The organism is Streptomyces sp. HUAS 31, from assembly GCF_028198125.1.
GTDB classification, from domain to species: domain Bacteria; phylum Actinomycetota; class Actinomycetes; order Streptomycetales; family Streptomycetaceae; genus Streptomyces; species Streptomyces chartreusis.
Genome location: NZ_CP116353.1, coordinates 8,245,388 through 8,263,615, shown reverse-complemented (window position 1 = coordinate 8,263,615; position 18,228 = coordinate 8,245,388). Strand labels below are relative to the sequence as shown.

General features: G+C 70.6%; 18 protein-coding genes. 7 read left to right on the top strand and 11 right to left on the bottom strand.

What is annotated here, in order from left to right:
• Positions 1–354: 354 nt before the first annotated feature.
• From PGH47_RS36550 to PGH47_RS36520, 7 genes are all read right to left on the bottom strand, one after another.
• Positions 355–1,134 carry an ABC transporter ATP-binding protein gene (locus tag PGH47_RS36550; RefSeq protein WP_107908264.1) on the bottom strand — a complete coding sequence of 260 codons (780 nt, stop codon included), beginning with the start codon at positions 1,132–1,134 and terminating at the stop codon, positions 355–357.
• Positions 1,127–2,056, bottom strand: a complete 930-nt coding sequence (locus tag PGH47_RS36545) for an ABC transporter permease (RefSeq protein ID WP_271666986.1) — start codon at positions 2,054–2,056, stop codon at positions 1,127–1,129. Before PGH47_RS36545 ends, PGH47_RS36550 begins: the two co-directional genes overlap by 8 nt.
• Positions 2,057–2,149: 93 nt before the next feature.
• Positions 2,150–3,022 carry a glycosyltransferase family 2 protein gene (locus PGH47_RS36540; protein WP_126898869.1) on the bottom strand — a complete coding sequence of 291 codons (873 nt, stop codon included), beginning with the start codon at positions 3,020–3,022 and terminating at the stop codon, positions 2,150–2,152.
• Positions 3,023–3,027: 5 nt separating this feature from the next.
• A complete protein-coding gene (locus PGH47_RS36535; RefSeq protein WP_271666985.1) occupies positions 3,028–3,807 on the bottom strand; it encodes a CDP-alcohol phosphatidyltransferase family protein in 780 nt (259 codons plus the stop codon).
• On the bottom strand, positions 3,785–4,846 hold the full coding sequence (locus PGH47_RS36530) for an iron-containing alcohol dehydrogenase family protein (RefSeq protein WP_269638813.1): 1,062 nt from the start codon (positions 4,844–4,846) through the stop codon (positions 3,785–3,787). The genes PGH47_RS36535 and PGH47_RS36530 overlap by 23 nt, the downstream gene beginning before the upstream one ends.
• On the bottom strand, positions 4,834–5,586 hold the full coding sequence (locus PGH47_RS36525; RefSeq protein WP_030950985.1) for a phosphocholine cytidylyltransferase family protein: 753 nt from the start codon (positions 5,584–5,586) through the stop codon (positions 4,834–4,836). Before PGH47_RS36525 ends, PGH47_RS36530 begins: the two co-directional genes overlap by 13 nt.
• Positions 5,583–7,424, bottom strand: coding sequence for a DUF5941 domain-containing protein (locus PGH47_RS36520; protein ID WP_271666984.1), 1,842 nt, complete (start codon positions 7,422–7,424; stop codon positions 5,583–5,585). The genes PGH47_RS36525 and PGH47_RS36520 overlap by 4 nt, the downstream gene beginning before the upstream one ends.
• 280 nt (positions 7,425–7,704) lie before the next feature.
• On the opposite strand from PGH47_RS36520, the gene galE reads away from it, so the two are divergent.
• The 3 genes from galE (at position 7,705) to idi (ending at position 10,582) form a co-directional block, all read left to right on the top strand.
• Positions 7,705–8,676, top strand: a complete 972-nt coding sequence (gene galE, locus PGH47_RS36515) for a UDP-glucose 4-epimerase GalE (protein WP_271666983.1) — start codon at positions 7,705–7,707, stop codon at positions 8,674–8,676.
• Positions 8,677–8,833: 157 nt separating this feature from the next.
• Entirely contained in the window at positions 8,834–9,775 is a 942-nt protein-coding gene (locus PGH47_RS36510; RefSeq protein WP_271666982.1) for a cation diffusion facilitator family transporter, read from the top strand.
• A gap of 213 nt (positions 9,776–9,988) precedes the next feature.
• The gene (gene idi, locus PGH47_RS36505) at positions 9,989–10,582 is read left to right on the top strand and encodes an isopentenyl-diphosphate Delta-isomerase (protein ID WP_271666981.1); all 594 of its coding nucleotides are present in this window, start codon (positions 9,989–9,991) and stop codon (positions 10,580–10,582) included.
• Positions 10,583–10,630: 48 nt separating this feature from the next.
• Here the strand turns inward: idi and PGH47_RS36500 are convergent, their stop codons facing one another.
• Positions 10,631–11,140: an ATP-binding protein gene (locus tag PGH47_RS36500; protein ID WP_125525340.1), complete on the bottom strand. Its 510-nt coding sequence runs from the start codon at positions 11,138–11,140 to the stop codon at positions 10,631–10,633.
• 174 nt (positions 11,141–11,314) lie between these two features.
• Entirely contained in the window at positions 11,315–11,908 is a 594-nt protein-coding gene (locus PGH47_RS36495) for an HdeD family acid-resistance protein (RefSeq protein ID WP_271666980.1), read from the bottom strand.
• A 113-nt stretch (positions 11,909–12,021) separates the two neighbouring features.
• On the opposite strand from PGH47_RS36495, the gene PGH47_RS36490 reads away from it, so the two are divergent.
• Positions 12,022–12,777: an enoyl-CoA hydratase/isomerase family protein gene (locus tag PGH47_RS36490; protein ID WP_271666979.1), complete on the top strand. Its 756-nt coding sequence runs from the start codon at positions 12,022–12,024 to the stop codon at positions 12,775–12,777.
• Here PGH47_RS36490 and PGH47_RS36485 read toward each other — a convergent pair.
• Complete coding sequence (locus tag PGH47_RS36485; RefSeq protein ID WP_271666978.1) at positions 12,764–13,399, bottom strand: DJ-1/PfpI family protein; 636 nt, start codon at positions 13,397–13,399, stop codon at positions 12,764–12,766. The genes PGH47_RS36490 and PGH47_RS36485 overlap by 14 nt on opposite strands.
• Before the next feature lie 64 nt (positions 13,400–13,463).
• On the bottom strand, positions 13,464–14,423 hold the full coding sequence (locus PGH47_RS36480; protein WP_271666977.1) for a GlxA family transcriptional regulator: 960 nt from the start codon (positions 14,421–14,423) through the stop codon (positions 13,464–13,466).
• Between the two features lie 113 nt (positions 14,424–14,536).
• Between PGH47_RS36480 and PGH47_RS36475 the strand changes: the two genes are divergently transcribed.
• From PGH47_RS36475 to PGH47_RS36465, 3 genes are all read left to right on the top strand, one after another.
• A complete protein-coding gene (locus PGH47_RS36475; protein WP_271666976.1) occupies positions 14,537–15,406 on the top strand; it encodes an SCO6745 family protein in 870 nt (289 codons plus the stop codon).
• Positions 15,407–15,514: 108 nt separating this feature from the next.
• Positions 15,515–15,646, top strand: coding sequence for an LPFR motif small protein (locus tag PGH47_RS36470; RefSeq protein WP_271666975.1), 132 nt, complete (start codon positions 15,515–15,517; stop codon positions 15,644–15,646).
• Between the two features lie 103 nt (positions 15,647–15,749).
• On the top strand, positions 15,750–18,143 hold the full coding sequence (locus PGH47_RS36465) for a Tex family protein (protein ID WP_271666974.1): 2,394 nt from the start codon (positions 15,750–15,752) through the stop codon (positions 18,141–18,143).
• The last annotated feature ends 85 nt before the right edge of the window (positions 18,144–18,228 follow it).

Genomic DNA, 18,228 nt, shown 5'->3' with positions numbered 1-18,228 from the left:
TGCGTTGAGCTGGGGAGTTTCCGTAGCCATTGCCGTCACATCTCCCGTTCTACACCGCTGACCCAATGCACACTATTTCGGACACGCCGCCCGGCTGTCCGCGCCGCAGCCCGGAGGGAGGGTGTCGCGCCTTATCGCCCCACTTGCCGCGTTTCGGTACCGCTACAGCTTACGTTGTACAACGCAGCGTGGCCCGTGAGGGTGTCCTGCACATCACAACAACACACCGATTGGCGTCAAGATTCCTGGCGTTGGCCGGAGTTGACGTTTCCTTTGCAGACGCGGGCCCCGCCGGTGCAGTTCCGGCGGGGCCCCGGGAAGCTTGCTGGGCCGCACGGCCCATGTCCGGGTGGACTACTTGCCCGTGAACTTCTCGTACTCCTTGAGGACCTCGTCCGTCGGTCCGTCCATGCGCAGCTCGCCACGTTCCAGCCACAGCACACGGTTGCAGGTGTCGCGGATCGACTTGTTGTTGTGGCTGACCAGGAACACCGTGCCGGCTTCCTTGCGCAGCTCACGGATGCGGTCCTCGGAGCGCTTCTGGAACTTGCGGTCGCCGGTGGCCAGCGCCTCGTCGATCATGAGGACGTCGTGGTCCTTGGCCGCCGCGATGGAGAAGCGCAGCCGGGCCGCCATGCCGGACGAGTAGGTGCGCATGGGCAGGGTGATGAAGTCGCCCTTCTCGTTGATGCCGGAGAAGTCGACGATCCCCTGGTAGCGCTCCTTGATCTGCTCGCGGGTCATGCCCATGGCGAGCCCGCCCAATATGACGTTGCGCTCGCCGGTGAGGTCGTTCATCAGGGCCGCGTTCACGCCGAGCAGGGAGGGCTGGCCGTCGGTGTAGACCTTGCCGCTCTCCGGCGGGAGCAGGCCGGCGATGGCACGCAGCAGGGTGGACTTGCCGGAGCCGTTGGAGCCGATCAGGCCGATGGCCTCGCCCCGGTAGGCGATGAAGGAGACGCCACGCACGGCGTGCACCTTGCGTACGCCCCGCTCCTCGCCGCGCTTGACGATGCGGCTGAGGGCCGCGGTGGCGCTGCCCTTGCCGGACTTGGCGCCGTTGACGCGGTAGACGATGTGGAGCTCGTCCGCGATGACGGTGGGGATGTGCGCATCCGTCCTCTGCTCAGCCACGGCCGTACCTCTCCTCCGCCTTCCAGAAGTACACGAAGCCGCCGACCGCGAACAGCACGGCCCAGCCGGCCGCCGCCGCCCAGACGTGGTCGGGCAGGTTCGAGGAGCCGTAGCCGTCGATCATGGCGAAGCGCATCAGGTCCATGTAGACCGCGGCCGGGTTCCACTGCAGGACGGTGGCGATCCACTCCGGCTTGTCCTTCAGCATGACCGGGATGGAGAACATCACGCCGGACGCGTACATCCACGTACGCATCACGAACGGCATCAGCTGGGCCAGGTCCGGGGTCTTCGAGCCGGCGCGGGCCATGATCAGGGCGAGGCCGGTGTTGAACAGGAACTGCAGGGCCAGCACCGGCAGGATCAGCACCCAGCTCAGCTTCGGGTAGCTGCCGAAGCCGATCGCCACGACGAACAGCACGATCATCGAGTACAGCAGTTGCTGGAGCTGCTGGAGCGCGAAGGAGATCGGGAGGGAGGCACGCGGGAAGTGCAGCGCGCGCACCAGGCCCAGGTTGCCCGAGATCGCGCGGACGCCCGCCATCACCGAGCTCTGCGTGAAGGTGAACACGAAGACGCCCGTGACCAGGAACGGGATGTACACCTCGCGGGGCATGCCCCGGTCGGCCTCGAGGATCACGCCGAAGATGAAGAAGTACACGGCCGCGTTCAGCAGCGGGGTGGCCACCTGCCAGATCTGGCCGAGCTTCGCCTGGCTGTACTGGGCGGTCAGCTTCGCCCGCGAGAACGCGAGGATGAAGTGCCGCCGGTCCCAGAGCTGGCGGACGTACTCGAACAGCGAGGGCCGGGCGCCGCTCACAGCGAGCCCGTACTTGGCGGCCAGCTGGGACGCCGTGAGTCCCTCGTCGGGCGACGGCGGCGCGCTCACCGCGACCGAGCCGTCGTGCGTTGTCTCACTCACCAGTTGAAACTTTCGTCTTCGAGATGCGCAGACTGTGCGGGTCTGGCATGAACCTGGGGCCGTCGGGCCCGGTCGCTCTCAGGGTCGAGCCTGTCAGATGACGGGTGGTCGGCCCAGTCGAGTCAGCCGCCACACCGTACGCCACTTCATGGGCCTGCGGGGGCCGCACGAAGTGGTCCAGCCTTCCCGGAATCCGCCGAACCATGCTCGCAGAGCGGGGCGGGAGGGGCGCCGGGCCAGGGTGAGAAGCAGCCAGACGCCGAGATAGACCGGGACAAGGGGGGCGGGGAGGTTGCGGCGGGCCAGCCAGACGCGGTTGCGGGCGACCATGCGGTGGTAGACCGCGTGCCGCGAGGGCGCGGTCGTCGGGTGGTACAGCACCATGTCCGACCGGTAGTCGATCATCCAGCCCGCGTCGAGGGCCCGCCATGCCAGGTCGGTTTCCTCGTGGGCGTAGAAGAATTCGTCCGGAAGCCCGCCGACCTCGGCGAAGACCTGGGTGCGCACGGCGTTGGCGCCGCCGAGGAAGGTGGTGACCCGGGAGGAGCGCATCGGGTCGGAGGCGCGCAGCCGGGGGACGTGGCGGCGTTGGGTGACACCGGTCTCGGGGTCAGCGATGCGGAAGCTGACGATGCCGAGCTTCGGGTCGGTCGAGAATGCCTCGCGGCACAGCTCGGCGGTGTCGTGGTGGGCGAGGAGGCCGTCGTCGTCGAGGAAGAGCAATATGTCGACGTCACGGCCGCTCGGGCCGAAGGCCTCGATGCCGACGTTGCGCCCGCCGGGGATGCCGAGGTTCTCGGGCAGCTCGATGGTCCGCACGCCCTCGGGGACGTCGGGCACCGGGGAGCCGTTGCCGACCACGACGACCTCGACCGCGTCGCCGTCCTGCTTGGCGACGGAGTCGAGCAGGGCGCGCAGCTCGTCGGGGCGGTTGCCCATGGTGATGATCACCGCGCCGACTTTCATGCCGTTCACTTCAGCCTGCTGGAGGCGAGGATGGACACGAGGTGCAGCAGGGTCTGGAGCAGCGCGATGCCGGCGAGCACGGCGACGCCGAGCCGGGAGAAGAACAGGTCGCCGCGGACCTGGTCGGCGATCGCCAGGACCAGGATGAGCAGCGAGGCCTCGATGCCGAGGATCAGGCGGTGGAACTTCAGCAGGGCGGCGGCCTTGCGGGCCATCGCCATGCCGGAGGAGCGCATCTCGGACGCCGACTCCTGGACCGGGGGCTTGCCGGCCTGGTGGCGGGCGACGCCGACGAGGTCGGTCTCGGCCTTGATCAGGATTGCGCCCAGCGCGGCCAGCGTGCCGAGGAAGGCCCACAGCCAGTCGATACGGCCGCTGCCCCACGGGTCGGCGGCGCGCAGGCCGAAGCCGACGAGGACGGCGGCGTCGGTGAGGTACGCGCCGACGCGGTCGAGGTAGACGCCGTTGAGGGAGTACTGCTTCTTCCAGCGCGCGATCTCGCCGTCGACGCAGTCGAGGAGCAGATACATCTGGACGCACACCACGCCCAGCACGGCCCCCGGGATCCCCGGCACCAGGAGCGCCGGGGCCGCGAGTACACCGAAGACGGTCATCAGGTACGTGAGCTGGTTGGGCGTGACCCTGGTGTTCACCAGGTAGCGGTCGACCCGCAGGGACACCTCGCGCATGTAGAGGCGTCCCATCCAGTGCTCACCGCTGCGCCGGTCCTTCACCCCCGCGGGGTGAACGACGGGGCGGAGTTCAGCTACCGATGGCCTTGACATAGTCGGCGTAGATGTCCTTGATCTGGTCGGTTGTCAGGTCGAGGTGTTCGAGGATCGTGTAGCGGCCGGGCCGGGTCTGCGGAGCGAACTCCACCGCGCGGACGAACTCGTCGTCCGAGAAGCCGATCTCCTCCGGCAGTACCGGCAGGCCGTGCCGGCGCAGTACCTCGGCCATGTAGGCCGACTCCTCGTGGGCTCCGCGCAGGTACATCGCGAAGGCCGCGCCGAGCCCGCACTGCTCGCCGTGGGCGGCGGCGCGCCGCGGGTACAGCAGATCGAAGGCGTGGTTGATCTCGTGGCACGCGCCGGAGGACGGACGGGAGTCACCCGACACCGACATGGCGATGCCGCTGAGCACCAGCGCCTCGGCCAGCACCTGGAGGAAGTCGGTGTCCCCGATGCCGCCGGGGTGGCGCAGCACTGCCTCGCCGGCCTGCCGGGCGATCGCGGCGGCGAGGCCGTCGATCTTCTCGCCCTTGACCCGGTTGGCCAGCTCCCAGTCCGCGATGGCGGAGATGTTGGAGACGGCGTCACCGATGCCGGCCCGGACGAAGCGCACGGGGGCGTCGCGGATGACGTCGAGGTCGATGACGACGGCGATCGGGTTCGGCACACCGTAGGAGCCGCGTCCGGCGTCGTTGTCGAGGGTGGCGACCGGCGAGCACAGGCCGTCGTGCGCGAGGTTCGTCGGTACGGCGACCAGCGGCAGGCCGACGCGCGCCGCGGCGAACTTGGCGCAGTCGATGATCTTGCCGCCGCCGAGCCCGACGACGGCGTCGTAGTGGCCTGCCTTTATGTCGCCGGCCAGCCGGATCGCGTCGTCGAGGGTGCCGCCGCCGACCTCGTACCAGGAGGCGCCGGGCAGTGCGGGAGCGAGCCGCTCCTTGAGCCGGGCACCGGAGCCGTTGCTGACCGCGACGGCCAGCTTGCCGGAGTGCGAGATCCGCTCGTCGGCGAGCACACCCGCCAGGTCGTCGAGAGCACCCGGGCGGATGTCGACGACGACCGGCGAGGGGATCAGCCGGGTCAGTACTGGCATGCGATCTCCCGTCCCCGGGCGAGGTCGTCGTGGTTGTCGATCTCCACCCACTTGACGTCGCCGATCGGCGCCACGTCGATGCGGAAGCCGCGGTTCACGAGCTCCTGGTAGCCGTGCTCGTAGAACTGCTGCGGGTCGGTCTCCCACACCGCCTTCAGGGCGTCGGCCAGCTCGGGGGCGGCGTCGCCCTCGATGAGGGTGACGCCGATGTACTCACCGGTGGCCTCGGCGGGGTCCATCAGCTTGGTGATCTTCGTCATGCCCTTGGCGGGGTCGACGACGACCTTCATCTCCTCGTCGGCGAGGCTCTTCACCGTGTCCAGGGCGAGGATGATCTTCTTGCCGTCACCGCGGGCGGCGAGCAGCGTCTTCTCGACGGAGACCGGGTGCACGGTGTCGCCGTTGGCGAGGATCACCCCGTCCTTGAGGGCGTCACGGCCGCACCACAGGGAGTAGGCGTTGTTCCACTCCTCGGCCTTGTCGTTGTCGATGAGGGTCAGCTTGAGGCCGTACTTCGCCTCCAGCGCGGCCTTGCGCTCGTACACCGCTTCCTTGCGGTAGCCGACGATGACGGCGACCTCGGTCAGCCCGATCTCGGCGAAGTTGGCGAGCGTGAGGTCGAGGACCGTGGGCTCGCCCTCTATACCCGCAGGACCCACCGGCACCAGAGCCTTGGGAAGGCTGTCGGTGTAGGGGCGCAGACGCCGTCCGGCGCCGGCTGCCAGCACGAGGCCGATCATGCGGGTTCTCCTTCATCGTGTACGGCGGGCGCCCCGGAGGACACCCAGAAGCGGATGCTCTCGACGAGCACCACGAGCGCCACGGCCACGGCGAGGACCGTGAGCGCGACCTTGAACTGCGAGGCGGAGAGCACCGCGGCGAGGACGGTGACGAGCAGCGTCCGCCCTTCGTGCCCCCCAATGGCGCGCACCAGCCAGGCCGGGGGCGCTCCGGCGTTGCCGCGGATGCGGTACACCGTGTCGTAGTGATGGTAGGCGACGGCGGCCACCAGGCCGAAAGCCGCCGGAAGCACTCCGTTTACCTCAGCTTTAACCGCGAGCGCAAGGACGGTGCCGTACTCGGCGGCCCGGAAGAACGGCGGGACCAGCCAGTCGAGGGCGCCCTTGAGCGGCCGGGCGACGGCCAGGGCCGAGGTCACGGTGTACACCAGCGCGGCCACCACCGGCCAGGGCCCGCCGAAGTCGGTGAGCGCGGCCGTCGCGACGACGACGGCGCCGCCGAGCAGGGCCACGGCGGGGACGGCGAAGGCCGGCAGTCGCCGCGCCCGGCTCCTCAGGGCACCCGCGAGGCCCTGGGCGAGCGGGCCGGAGTCCGCGAGGTCGGCGAGGGCCTCGGCGGCCCGGTCGGTGCGGCGGGCCTTGCGGGTCAGGGAGCGCAGCACGCGGCCGGCCGTCGTGTACGTGGCGGCGAACGCGCAGCCGACGAGCAGGGCGTAGAAGGTGATGCGCGGTGTCGTGAACGCCGTCAGGATCGCGATCATCGCCCAGCGCTCGCCGATCGGCAGGACGATCATCCGGCGCACCCAGACCGTCCAGCCGACGCTGTCGAGCTTGTCGGAGAGGGCGGCCGTGGGGCTGGTGTTGGCGGTGGCGTCGTGGTTGGCCTCGTTGAAGGAGAAGTCCACGACGTGCCGGCAGGTCTGCAGGACCATCGCGCCGAGGGCGAGGGCCCATACGTCGTCGCCGCCGCGGGCCGCGCCGAGGGCGAGGCCCGCGTAGTAGGCGTACTCCTTGGCCCGGTCGAAGGTGGCGTCGAGCCAGGCGCCGAGCGTGGAGTACTGCAGGGAGTAGCGGGCGAGCTGGCCGTCCGTGCAGTCCAGGACGAAGGAGAAGATCAGCAGCAGGCCGGCCGCGACGAACCCGGGCCGGGTGCCGGTGGCCGCGCAGCCCGCCGCGATGAGCGCGGTGATCAGGGAGGCGGTGGTGACCTGGTTGGGGGTCAGGCCCCGGCGGGCGCACCAGCGGGCGATGTAGCGGGAGTAGGGGCTGATGCAATAGGTCGTGAAGAAGCCGTCGCGGGCCTTGACGGCCGACTTCAGGCGTACGGCCTCGTCGTCGACGGACGCGACGGCCTGCCGCGCCTCGTTGCGGGCCTGCGGGTCGGCCGGTACGGCGGCGACCAGGCTGCCGAGCTCGGGGCGGTGGACGTCGGTGCCGTCGTCGTCGAGCGCGACGACGATGCGGTCGGCGAGGCTGTCCACGGCGACGGTGGCGCCTGCCTGCTCCGGTGACGCCGAGAACTCGGCTGCCCCGCCCGAGGAGTTCTCGCGGGCCATCGCCCGGGTCAGGGCCTGCCGGCCGGCCGCCTGCGCGGTCATGGCTCCCGGGATCGCCACCAGCGGGAAGCGCGGGTCGGTCAGACCGAGGCGCAGCGCGTGCTGGTGGCCGACGAAGCGGGCGTCGACGAGGGCGACGCGCTGATCACCGGGTACCTGGGCGAGGAGCGTTTCGGTCTCGGCCGCGTCCGCGGCGACCCGCACGTCGTAGCCGAGGGACCGCAGATCGCCCTCGATCGACGAGCCGGGGACCGGCTGACCGGTGAGGATGGCGGTCGACAACCGAACTCACTCCCTGGGTGCCGGCATGTCCGCGCCGGTCGTGTACGTGGGTGGCAGCGCCTGTCGGCGGGGCGGCCGGGCGATGTGTCGGCAGAGGCTATCGGATGATTGGAAGCCAACGTTCACCGGCCGTTTGGCGAAGCGATCAACGTGGTTTGCCCGGACCTCCGCCGCGATCATCATCAGGGATTCCGGGGTCCGCCCACAAACCCGAGCGCACAGAACGGGGCATCGAAGACATTGCGCAGCGCGCGAAAAGCTGCGCATAGGGTGGGCGACCATGACATGGCTGATCACAGGCGGAGCCGGCTACATCGGGGCACATGTGGCGCGGGCCATGACCGGTGCCGGGGAACGCGTGCTCGTACTGGACGACCTCTCGGCCGGGTATCCCGCGCGGCTCCCGGAGGATGTCCCGCTCGTCGAGGGCTCCTCGCTGGACGGTGACCTGCTGAAGCGGGTGTTCGCGGAGCACTCGGTGACGGGTGTGGTGCATCTCGCGGCCCGCAAGCAGGTCGGTGAGTCCGTGGCGCAGCCCACGCGCTACTACCGGGAGAACGTGGGCGGTCTCACCACGCTCCTGGAGGCGGTCGCCGAGGCGGGCATCAAGCGGTTCCTGTTCTCGTCGTCCGCCGCCGTCTACGGCAACCCGGATGTGGACCTCATCACGGAGGACACCGAGTGCGCGCCGGTGAACCCCTACGGCGAGACCAAGCTCGCCGGGGAGTGGCTGGTGCGCGCGGCCGGCCGGGCACACGGGATCTCCACCGTTTGTCTGCGCTATTTCAACGTCGCCGGCGCCGCCTCGCCCGAGCTGGCCGACACGGGCGTCTTCAACATCGTCCCCATGGTCTTCGACCGGCTCACCCGCGGTGAGGCCCCGCGGATCTTCGGCGACGACTATCCGACGCCGGACGGCACCTGTGTCCGTGACTACATCCACGTCGCCGATCTCGCCGAGGCGCATCTGGCGGCGGCCCGGCGGCTCGGCGAGCCGGACGCGGGCGGCGATCTGACGGTCAACATCGGCAGCGGCGAGGGCGTCTCGGTGCGCGAGCTGATCACCGTGATCGGCGAGGTGAGCGGCGACCGGCGCCCCGCCGTCGTCGAGCCCCGGCGCCCCGGGGACGCCCCGCGGGCGGTCGCCTCGGCCGCGCTCGCCGCCGAGCAGCTCGGCTGGACGGCACGGCGCGGGGTACGCGAGATGGTCGAGTCGGCGTGGGCGGGATGGCAGCGGCACCACGGCCGCTGATCATGCGAAGCAGCCTGACCTGCGGATCGTTTCCGCAGGTCAGGGCACATGACAACGGTGTTCAGTGCCGCGTTGCCGGATACCCCCCACCCGTAGTTCACTGTGATCCCGGGACGGAAATTCCGATCGTCCGGCGGACACCGAAGGGCGGCTTTTCATGGGGGCTGGACACGACCACGGGCACGGGCACTCGCACGCGCCCCCGACAGGTACCGCGGCCGCCGCGTACCGCGGGAGGCTGCGCGTCGCGCTGGCGATCACGCTCGGCGTCATGGTGGTCCAGATCGTCGGCGGCGTCCTCGCGGACTCACTGGCCCTGATCGCCGACGCGGCACACATGGCGACGGACGCGCTGGGACTGGGCATGGCCCTCCTCGCGATCCACTTCGCGAACCTTCCGGCGAGCACCAACCGCACCTTCGGCTACGCCCGCGCGGAGATCCTCGCCGCGCTCGCCAACTGTCTGCTCCTGCTGGGCGTCGGCGGTTACGTCCTCTACGAGGCGATCCAGCGGTTCTTCACGCCCGCTCAGACCGAGGGCGGCCTGATGATCGTGTTCGGTGCGATCGGCCTGGTCGCGAACATGATCTCGCTCACGCTGCTGATGCGGGGCCAGAAGGAGAGCCTGAACGTGCGCGGCGCCTTCCTGGAGGTCGCCGCCGACACCCTGGGCTCGCTCACGGTGCTGATCTCCGCCGCGGTGATCCTCACCACGGGCTGGCAGGCGGCCGACCCGATCGCCTCGTTGCTCATCGGCGTCATGATCGTGCCCCGCACCCTGAAGCTGCTGCGCGAGACCCTCGACGTCCTGCTGGAGTCGGCCCCCAAGGACGTCGACATGGCCCAGGTTCGGGCCCACATACTCGCCCTGGACGGTGTCGAGGACGTCCATGATCTGCACGCCTGGACGATCACGTCCGGCATGCCGGTCCTGTCGGCCCATGTGGTGGTCCGCTTCGACGTACTGAACGCGATCGGCCACGAGAAGATGCTGCACGAGCTCCAGGGCTGCCTCGGCGATCACTTCGACGTGGAGCACTGCACGTTCCAGCTGGAGCCGATCGGGCACGCCGAGCACGAGGCCCGGCTCTGCCACTGACGCACGCGCCTCATGGACACCACTGAAACAACCGTACGGTCCGACAAGACGTCAGTACGGGCGGAATGCAGCTTTCCGGTGGTCCGTCGCGTCCTCAAGCTCACAGCCCCCTCTCCGACGGTTCCGTGCCCGCCGCGCCGGGCACGATCAACTGCCGGGAGTGCCGTACGAGTACGGCACACTTGGGGCGCAAGACCGATGTGAAGGATGGGTATGCCGATCACACCTGCCACCACGACGCACAGTCCGTCGAACGGCACCGCTGACGCGATTTTGCTGGAGCTCGTCGACGAGAACGGTGTGACGATCGGCACCGCGGAGAAGCTCGCCGCCCATCAGCCGCCGGGACAGCTGCACCGCGCCTTCTCGGTCTTCCTCTTCGACGAGCAGGGCCGGCTGCTGCTCCAGCAGCGCGCACTCGGCAAGTACCACTCCCCCGGCGTCTGGTCCAACACCTGCTGCGGCCACCCCTACCCCGGTGAGGCCCCGTTCGCGGCCGCGGCCCGGCGGACGTTCGAGGAGCTCGGCGTCTCCCCGTCGCTGCTCGCCGAGGCGGGCACCGTCCGCTACAACCACCCGGACCCGGACTCGGGTCTGGTGGAGCAGGAGTACAACCACCTCTTCGTCGGCATGGTGCAGTCCGCACTGCGCCCGGACCCGGAGGAGGTCGGCGGGACGGCCTTCGTGACGCCGGCCGAGCTGGCCGAGCGCCACGCGAAGGACACCTTCTCGGCGTGGTTCATGACGGTGCTGGACTCGGCCCGTCCCGCGATCCGTGAGCTGACGGGCCCGTCGGCCGGCTGGTGACCGTCCCGGGGGTGTCCTGCGGACGCGGGACGGTCCGGCGGACACCCCCTAGGGCACGTGCACGGGCTTGAGCGGCACGGCGGCCCAGATCACCTTGCCGCCGCTCGCCGTGTGCTCGACGTCGCACACACCGCCCGCCTCCCGGGCCACCTCGCGCACCAGGAGCAGTCCCCGGCCGCCCGTCTGGCCGTGGTCGGCCTCCAGGGCGGTCGGGCGGTAGGGGTGGTTGTCCTCCACGGACACCCGCAACCACTCGGCGCCGACGGCGACCTCCACGGCGAGCATCGGCGACAGCAGCGCCGCGTGCCGGACGGCGTTCGTGACCAGCTCCGAGACGATCAGCAGCAGCCCCTGGACGAGGTCGTCCGAGACCGGCACGCCCTGGCGGTACAGCAGGTCCCGGACGGCGTGCCGGGCCTGCGGGACAGAGGCGTCCACCGCGGGGGCGGTGAACCTCCAGACGCCCTCGTAAGGCAGGGCATTCGGCGGCCGCGGATCGACGGGCTCGTTCGCGCCGTCTGCTGGGCGTGGGCCGGACCCGCGCCCGTGGTTCTCCATCGTCCGGTCGCCACCCTCGCGCTCGATTGTCACCACAACTCGAGTGTTGGTAACGCGCAGGTCCGGACCGTTGAACTGAACAGAAGTCAGCAGATATCGAGCGTTTCTGACCGTTGGCGTATGACGCGGTCAGTTGTGGGACCGCTCCTGTGCAGCTGGTGCAACCTTGGGGAACTATTCGGGTTGTACGGGTTTGCCGGCACCCTCGGAGACCATGCCGACGATCCGGCGGCCGCCGAAGCCGGTCGCGAGCAGGCCGAGCCCGTCGAAGAGCAGGGCGAGAGAGAAGAGCGTGCCCATCACATAGCGGCTGCTGGGCCAGGTGCTCAGCACCAGGATGCCGAGGAACAGGTCGAAGGCGCCCTGGAGCAGGGTCCAGCCCATCTGCGGCCCGCGCACCACCAGGCTGCCGGCCAGCCGGAACAGCCCGCCCGTCAGGAACAGCAGGGCTCCGAACATGGCCAGCGCCTCGGCCGTCGCCTCCGGTCTGCGGATCACCACCACGCCGGCCGCGATGTTCAGTGCCGCGACCACCACGCCGAGCCAGAAGAAGTTGGTGCCGCGCGCCTGGACCGCGTGCAGCAGCCCGACGAGCCCGCCGACCAGCAGCAGCCAGCCGAACAGCAGCATCGTCGTCAGGGTCGCGAAGGCGGTGTACAGGAGCCCGATCAGGCCGCCGATGACGAGCAGTACGCCGAGGGCGGCGAGCAGGCCGAAGCCGCGCTGGAGCTTCGCCGCCTGGCCCTTGGGCTTGGTGGACCTTGCCATCGGCGCCTCCTGGATCGTTCGTGTCCTGCTGCCCCTCTTCGAACCCTGGGTCGTGATCGACTTCATGGCCCTTCGTGATCGGCCGTTCGGCGCAAGCGGATAGCATCCGCCGCATGGAGCCCCAGCTGCTGCACGAGGTCACGGACTCGGTGGCCACCGTCGTCGTCCACCATCCGGCCAAGCGCAACGCGATGACGGCCGCGATGTGGCGCGCGCTGCCCCCGCTGCTGGACACACTGGCCGCCGACCCCGCCGTACGGGTGCTGGTGCTGACCGGTGAGGGCGGGACGTTCTGCGCGGGCGCCGACATCTCCACGCTGCGGGGGTCGCCGCAGGAGGCGCAGGAGCTGGCCGTTGCCGCCGAGGAGGCGCTGGCGGCGTTCCCGAAGCCGACGCTGGCCGCGATCCAGGGGCACTGTGTGGGCGGTGGTTCGCAGCTGGCGGCGGCCTGTGATCTGCGGTTCGCCGAGGAGGGGTCGCTGTTCGGGGTGACGCCGGCGAAGCTCGGGATCGTGTATCCGGCGTCCTCCACCCGGCGGCTGGTGTCGCTGGTGGGTCCGGCCGCGGCCAAGTACCTGCTGTTCTCGGGCGAGTTGATCGACGCGGCGCGGGCGCTGCGGACGGGCCTGGTGGACGAGGTGCTGCCGGAGGGCGAACTCGGCAAGCGGGTGGCGGACTTCACCCGGATCCTGGCGTCGCGCTCACAGCTGACGCAGGCCGCGGCGAAGGAGTTCGCGAACGGGCGCACGGACCGTGACGCCCACTGGACGCAGCAGGCGCGCGCAAGCGGCGACACCGCGGAGGGGGTCGCCGCGTTCCTGGAGCGCAGACAGCCCCGGTTCACCTGGAACGTGCCTACGCCAGGCTGAACCTGCTGTTCGTGCGGAACTCCTCGACGAGGTGCGCGGGCGCCTTGTCCGGCGATCCGGCGTCGTAGGGCGGCTGCGGGTCGTACTCGGTCAGCAGCTGCACGGCCTGCGCGTGCTCGTCGCCGGCGATCTTCCCGACCAGGGTCAGGCCCATGTCGATGCCGGAGGAGACACCGGCGGCGGTGACGTACTTGCCGTCGGGCACGACCCGCTCACCCGTGGGCTCGGCGCCGTACTGCGCAAGGAAGTCGAGGGTGAGCCAGTGGGTCGTGGCGCGGCGGCCGTCGAGGAGGCCGGCGGCGGCGAGGAGCAGCGAGCCGGTGCAGACTGAGGTCGTCCAGGTGCTCGTGCCGTCGGCGGTCCGCAGCCAGTCCAGGAAGGTCTCGTTCTCGATCTGGGCGAAGGTCCCGGGGCCGCCCGGCACCACGACGATGTCGGGACTCGGCACGTCGGAGAGGGCCTTGTCGGCCGTGATGGCCAGGAACCCGGTGTCGGCCCGCACGGGTCCCGCGGTCTCGGCGACGAAGACCACCTCCGCGTCCGGGAGCCGGCTCAGTGCCTCGTAGGGCCCCACGATGTCGAGGGCGGTGAATCGGTCGTAGAGGGCCATCGCGATCTGCATGGGCCTGCCTTTCGGTCGCTGTTCTGCTCGGTCTTTCGGTGGCGGTTCCGCACGGTCGGTGGGTTCAGCGGGCCGGTGCCGGGCGGAACCGGCGGCGGTACTCGGCCGGGGCGGCGCCGAGGGCCCTGACGAAGGCCCGGCGCATGGCTTCCGGGGTGCCGTAGCCGCTGGCCCGGGAGATCTCCTCGATGCCGTCGGAGGTGTCCTCCAGGAGCCGGCGGGCGTGTTCGAGGCGGACCCGGTCGACGTACCGGCCGGGGGTCATGCCGGTCTCGGTCTGGAAGGCACGGGCGAAGTGGCGCGGTGAGAGGCTCGCGCGGGTGGCGAGGGACTCGACGGTGAGGTCGGCGTCGGGATGCTCGGTGATCCAGCGCTGGACGTCCCGCAGCGGCTCTCGCTGGGCGGTCTGGGCGGCGAGCTGGGCGCTGAACTGGGCCTGGTTCCCGGGCCGGCGCAGGAAGACGACGAGGTGGCGAGCGATACCGAGGGCCACTTCCCGGCCCAGGTCCTCCTCGACCAGGGCGAGGGCGAGGTCGATGCCGGAGGTCACACCGGCGGAGGTGGCCACATGTCCGTCGCGCACATAGATGGGGTCCGGGTCGACCTCGACGTCCGGGTGGTCGCGGGCGAGCTTGTCGCAGTACGCCCAGTGGGTCGTGGCGCGGCGGCCGTCCAGCAGGCCCGCGGCGGCGAGCAGGATCGCGCCGGTGCAGACGGAGACCAGCCGCTCGGCGCGGGGGCCGTGCTCGCGCAGCCAGCCGACCAGGGCGGGGTCCGGGGTGCGGGTGCCCTGGCCGCCGGGGACGACGAGGGTGTGCGCGTCGAGCGGGCCGTCGAGGGCCTGGTCCGGTACGAGGGTCAGGCCGCTGGAGGTGCGTACGGGAGCGCCGTCCAGGGAGGCGGTGCGGATGCGGTACGTGCCCGGAACGTGCTGCTCGGCCCCCATGAAGACCTCGAGCGGGCCGGTGACGTCGAGGCTCTGCACCGCGTCGAAGAGTACGAAGAGAACGGTTCGCTGCGCCATGCCTTCAATTCTTCGGCGCCCAGGGGGTGGCCGCAATGACGGGCTCCCCACCTTTCCTGCCATCGTGTGCACGGACCGGAGCAACGTACCAAGCGGTTGGTAACCTGCCGGGCATGACTACTGCCGCCCTTGAGCCCCGTGCCGGCCGCCGCTGCCACAACATGCTCAACTCCCTGCACGCGACGTCGTACTTCGCTCCCGAGCTGGGCAGGGAACTGGCCGCTCTCGGGATCACGCACCCGAGGGCCGTCAACTTCGCGGTACGGGCCGCCGCCCTGGGGCCGGTCGGCGCGGGCGCGGTGACGGCGACGTTCTACAACTACAAGCACGAGCTGGTCGCCCGGCACGTCCCCGCCGTGTGGGCGATCGCCTCGCCCGAGGACGTGCTCGCGGCACGCGTGCGTGCCGTCGACTCGGCGCTGCGGCGGCTGCTCGGCGAGGAGGCCCTGGCGTCGGCGGAGATGACGGAGGCCGCGCAGCTCGCGCTGCGGGCGACCGAGGCGTGTTCGCGCAGCGCCCGGCCGTTGTACTCGGCACACGCGGATCTGCCGGTGCCCGAGGAGCCGCATCTGGCGTACTTCCATGCCACGACGCTGCTGCGTGAGCACCGGGGCGACGGGCATCTCGCCGTGCTGATGGCTGCCGGGCTCGACGGGCTGGAGGCGGTGGTGACGCACACGGCGACCGGCAAGGGCATGACGCCGAAGTGGATCTTCTCCACGCGCGGTTGGACGCAGGAGGACTGGTACGCGGCGTCGGAGCGCCTGCGCGAGCGCGGCCTGCTGGACGCGGGCGGTGAACTGACGGATCAGGGCACTGCCTTGCGCAAGGAGATCGAGTCCGAGACGGACCGCCTGGACCGGGCGCCGTACGAGCACCTCGGGGCGGAGGGCGTCACGCGGCTGACCGAGCTCGGTGCCGGGTTCGCGGGGGCCGTGGTGACGGCGGGGGCCTTCCCGGCGGATCTGCTCGGCAAGGCGTGAGCGGAGCGGCGGTCGATACGCGTGGGGCCCGTGCCGCATAACGGGCCCAGGGCGCGGTACCCGGTCCTGCGTCGGCCGTACCCGGCCGCGAGAGGAAAGGTGAACCACGTGCTTCGCGCAATCGCAGACGTAATACGCCAGATCGGCGGCGCCATAGCCACCGTCGTGACACTGCCGTTCCGGGCTCTGGCGCGGCTGTTCGGCGGTGCTTCGAGCAGCACCCGCAGCCGCCGTGTCTGATTCCGTCCCGCCGCGACGGGCCGGGTTGGTGCCCTGATCCCCGGTTGTCGGTGTCACCTGCCACAATTGCCGCGCAACCTCAGTGAGAAGGCGGGACGGGATCGTGACGACACCCCTCGTAGGGTCCATCGAAGGCAGGATCGCCGCGGAGCTCGGCGTACGGGAGCGGCAGGTGAAGGCTGCCGTGGAGCTGCTCGACGGCGGTTCGACGGTGCCTTTCATCGCCCGCTACCGCAAGGAAGCGACCGAGATGCTCGACGACGCGCAGCTGCGCACGCTCGAGGAGCGGCTGCGCTATCTGCGTGAGCTGGAGGAGCGGCGGACGGCGATCCTCGACTCGGTGCGCGAGCAGGGCAAGCTGACCGAGGAGCTTCAGGCCCGGATCCACGGCGCCGAGACCAAGGCACGGCTCGAGGACATCTATCTGCCGTACAAGCCCAAGCGGCGGACCAAGGCGCAGATCGCCCGCGAGGCCGGCCTTGAGCCGCTGGCCGACGGGCTGCTCGGTGACGCGACGGTCGAGCCGCTGGCCGCGGCCGCCGCGTTCGTGGACGCCGACAAGGGCGTGGCCGATCCGCAGGCCGCCCTGGACGGCGCCCGGGCGATCCTGACGGAGCGGTTCTCGGAGGACGCCGACCTCATCGGCGAGCTGCGTGAGCGCATGTGGGTGCGCGGGCGGCTGGCCGCGAAGGTCCGCGAGGGCAAGGAGGAGGCGGGCGCGAAGTTCGCCGACTACTTCGACTTCGCCGAGCCGTTCACGGATCTGCCCTCGCACCGCATCCTGGCGATGCTGCGCGGCGAGAAGGAGGAGGTCCTCGACCTCGTCCTGGAGCCCGAGGAGCAGACCGACGGTCCTTCGTCGTACGAGGGGATCGTCGCCCACAAGTTCCAGATCGCCGACCGCGGGCGTCCCGCCGACAAGTGGCTGACGGACACGGTCCGCTGGGCCTGGCGGACCCGGATCCTGGTGCACCTCGGCATCGACCTCAGGCTGCGGCTGCGCACCGCCGCCGAGGACGAGGCGGTCGACGTGTTCGCGAAGAACCTCCGCGACCTGCTGCTCGCCGCCCCGGCAGGCACGCGCTCGACGCTGGGCCTGGACCCCGGTTTCCGCACGGGCGTCAAGGTCGCCGTCGTCGACGCCACCGGCAAGGTCGTCGCGACGGACGTCATCCACCCGCACGTCCCGGCGAACAAGTGGGACGAGGCGATCGCCAAGCTGGCGCGCCTGGCGAAGGAGCACGCGGTCGAGCTGATCGCGATCGGCAACGGCACGGCGTCCCGCGAGACCGACAAGCTCGCCGGTGAACTCATCACCAAGCACCCCGAGTTGAAGCTCACCAAGGTGATGGTGTCCGAGGCCGGCGCCTCGGTGTACTCGGCGTCCGCTTTCGCCTCCCAGGAACTGCCCGACATGGACGTGTCGCTGCGCGGTGCCGTCTCGATCGCCCGCCGGCTCCAGGACCCGCTGGCCGAGCTGGTGAAGATCGACCCGAAGTCGATCGGCGTCGGCCAGTACCAGCACGACCTGTCCGAGGTGAAGCTGTCGCGCTCGCTTGACGCGGTGGTGGAGGACTGTGTGAACGGCGTCGGGGTCGACGTCAACACCGCCTCCGCGCCGCTGCTCGCCCGCGTCTCCGGCATCACCTCCGGGCTCGCCGAGAACATCGTGTCCCACCGGGACACCAACGGCCCGTTCATGTCCCGCTCGCAGCTGAAGAACGTGGCGCGGCTCGGCCCGAAGGCATACGAGCAGTGCGCGGGCTTCCTGCGCATCCGCGGCGGCGACGACCCGCTGGACGCATCCAGCGTGCACCCGGAGGCCTATCCGGTGGTACGGCGCATGGTGAAGACGTCGGGCCAGGAGGTGGCCGCGCTCATCGGCAACACGGGCGTGCTGCGCTCGCTGAAGCCGAACGAGTTCGTGGACGAGACGTTCGGTCTGCCGACCGTCTCGGACATCCTCAAGGAGCTGGAGAAGCCCGGACGCGACCCGCGTCCCGCCTTCAAGACGGCCACCTTCAAGGAGGGCGTGGAGAAGATCTCCGACCTGACGTCCGGGATGGTCCTGGAGGGCGTCGTGACGAACGTGGCGGCGTTCGGCGCGTTCATCGACGTCGGTGTCCACCAGGACGGTCTCGCGCACGTCTCCGCACTGTCGAAGACGTTCGTGAAGGACCCGCGGGACGTCGTGAAGCCCGGTGACATCGTCAAGGTGAAGGTCCTCGACGTCGACATCCCGCGCAAGCGGATCTCCCTGACGCTCCGCCTCGACGACGAGGCCGCCGGTCAGGGCCAGCAGGGCGGGGGCGGCGGCGAGCGCAGGCAGCGCGGCGGGCGCCCGCCGCAGCAGCGGCAGGGCCGCGGCGGAGGCGGCGCAGGAGGTTCCCGTCAGGGCAGTGGCGGCTCCCGCCAGGCGCCGCCGCCGGCCAACAGCGCCATGGCCGACGCGCTGCGCCGCGCGGGTCTGCTCGACCCGAAGAAGGGCAAGCGCTGACCCGACCCCCGAAAGGGACGCCGACGTGACAAAGGGCCCGGCCCCTCCGGTACGACTCGGAGGGGCCGGGCCCTTTCGCGTGTGG

Excerpts from the sequence above, each read along its gene's own strand:
- PGH47_RS36475 (WP_271666976.1), top strand. The coding sequence starts at position 14,537 with ATGACTACTGCCGCCCTTGAGCCCCGTGCCGGCCGCCGCTGCCACAAC.
- PGH47_RS36535 (WP_271666985.1), bottom strand. The coding sequence starts at position 3,807 with ATGTCAAGGCCATCGGTAGCTGAACTCCGCCCCGTCGTTCACCCCGCG.
- PGH47_RS36480 (WP_271666977.1), bottom strand. The coding sequence starts at position 14,423 with ATGGCGCAGCGAACCGTTCTCTTCGTACTCTTCGACGCGGTGCAGAGC.
- PGH47_RS36495 (WP_271666980.1), bottom strand. The coding sequence starts at position 11,908 with ATGGCAAGGTCCACCAAGCCCAAGGGCCAGGCGGCGAAGCTCCAGCGC.
- PGH47_RS36540 (WP_126898869.1), bottom strand. The coding sequence starts at position 3,022 with ATGAAAGTCGGCGCGGTGATCATCACCATGGGCAACCGCCCCGACGAG.
- galE (WP_271666983.1), top strand. The coding sequence starts at position 7,705 with ATGACATGGCTGATCACAGGCGGAGCCGGCTACATCGGGGCACATGTG.
- idi (WP_271666981.1), top strand. The coding sequence starts at position 9,989 with ATGCCGATCACACCTGCCACCACGACGCACAGTCCGTCGAACGGCACC.
- PGH47_RS36485 (WP_271666978.1), bottom strand. The coding sequence starts at position 13,399 with ATGCAGATCGCGATGGCCCTCTACGACCGATTCACCGCCCTCGACATC.
- PGH47_RS36510 (WP_271666982.1), top strand. The coding sequence starts at position 8,834 with ATGGGGGCTGGACACGACCACGGGCACGGGCACTCGCACGCGCCCCCG.
- PGH47_RS36500 (WP_125525340.1), bottom strand. The coding sequence starts at position 11,140 with ATGGAGAACCACGGGCGCGGGTCCGGCCCACGCCCAGCAGACGGCGCG.
- PGH47_RS36530 (WP_269638813.1), bottom strand. The coding sequence starts at position 4,846 with ATGCCAGTACTGACCCGGCTGATCCCCTCGCCGGTCGTCGTCGACATC.
- PGH47_RS36525 (WP_030950985.1), bottom strand. The coding sequence starts at position 5,586 with ATGATCGGCCTCGTGCTGGCAGCCGGCGCCGGACGGCGTCTGCGCCCC.
- PGH47_RS36490 (WP_271666979.1), top strand. The coding sequence starts at position 12,022 with ATGGAGCCCCAGCTGCTGCACGAGGTCACGGACTCGGTGGCCACCGTC.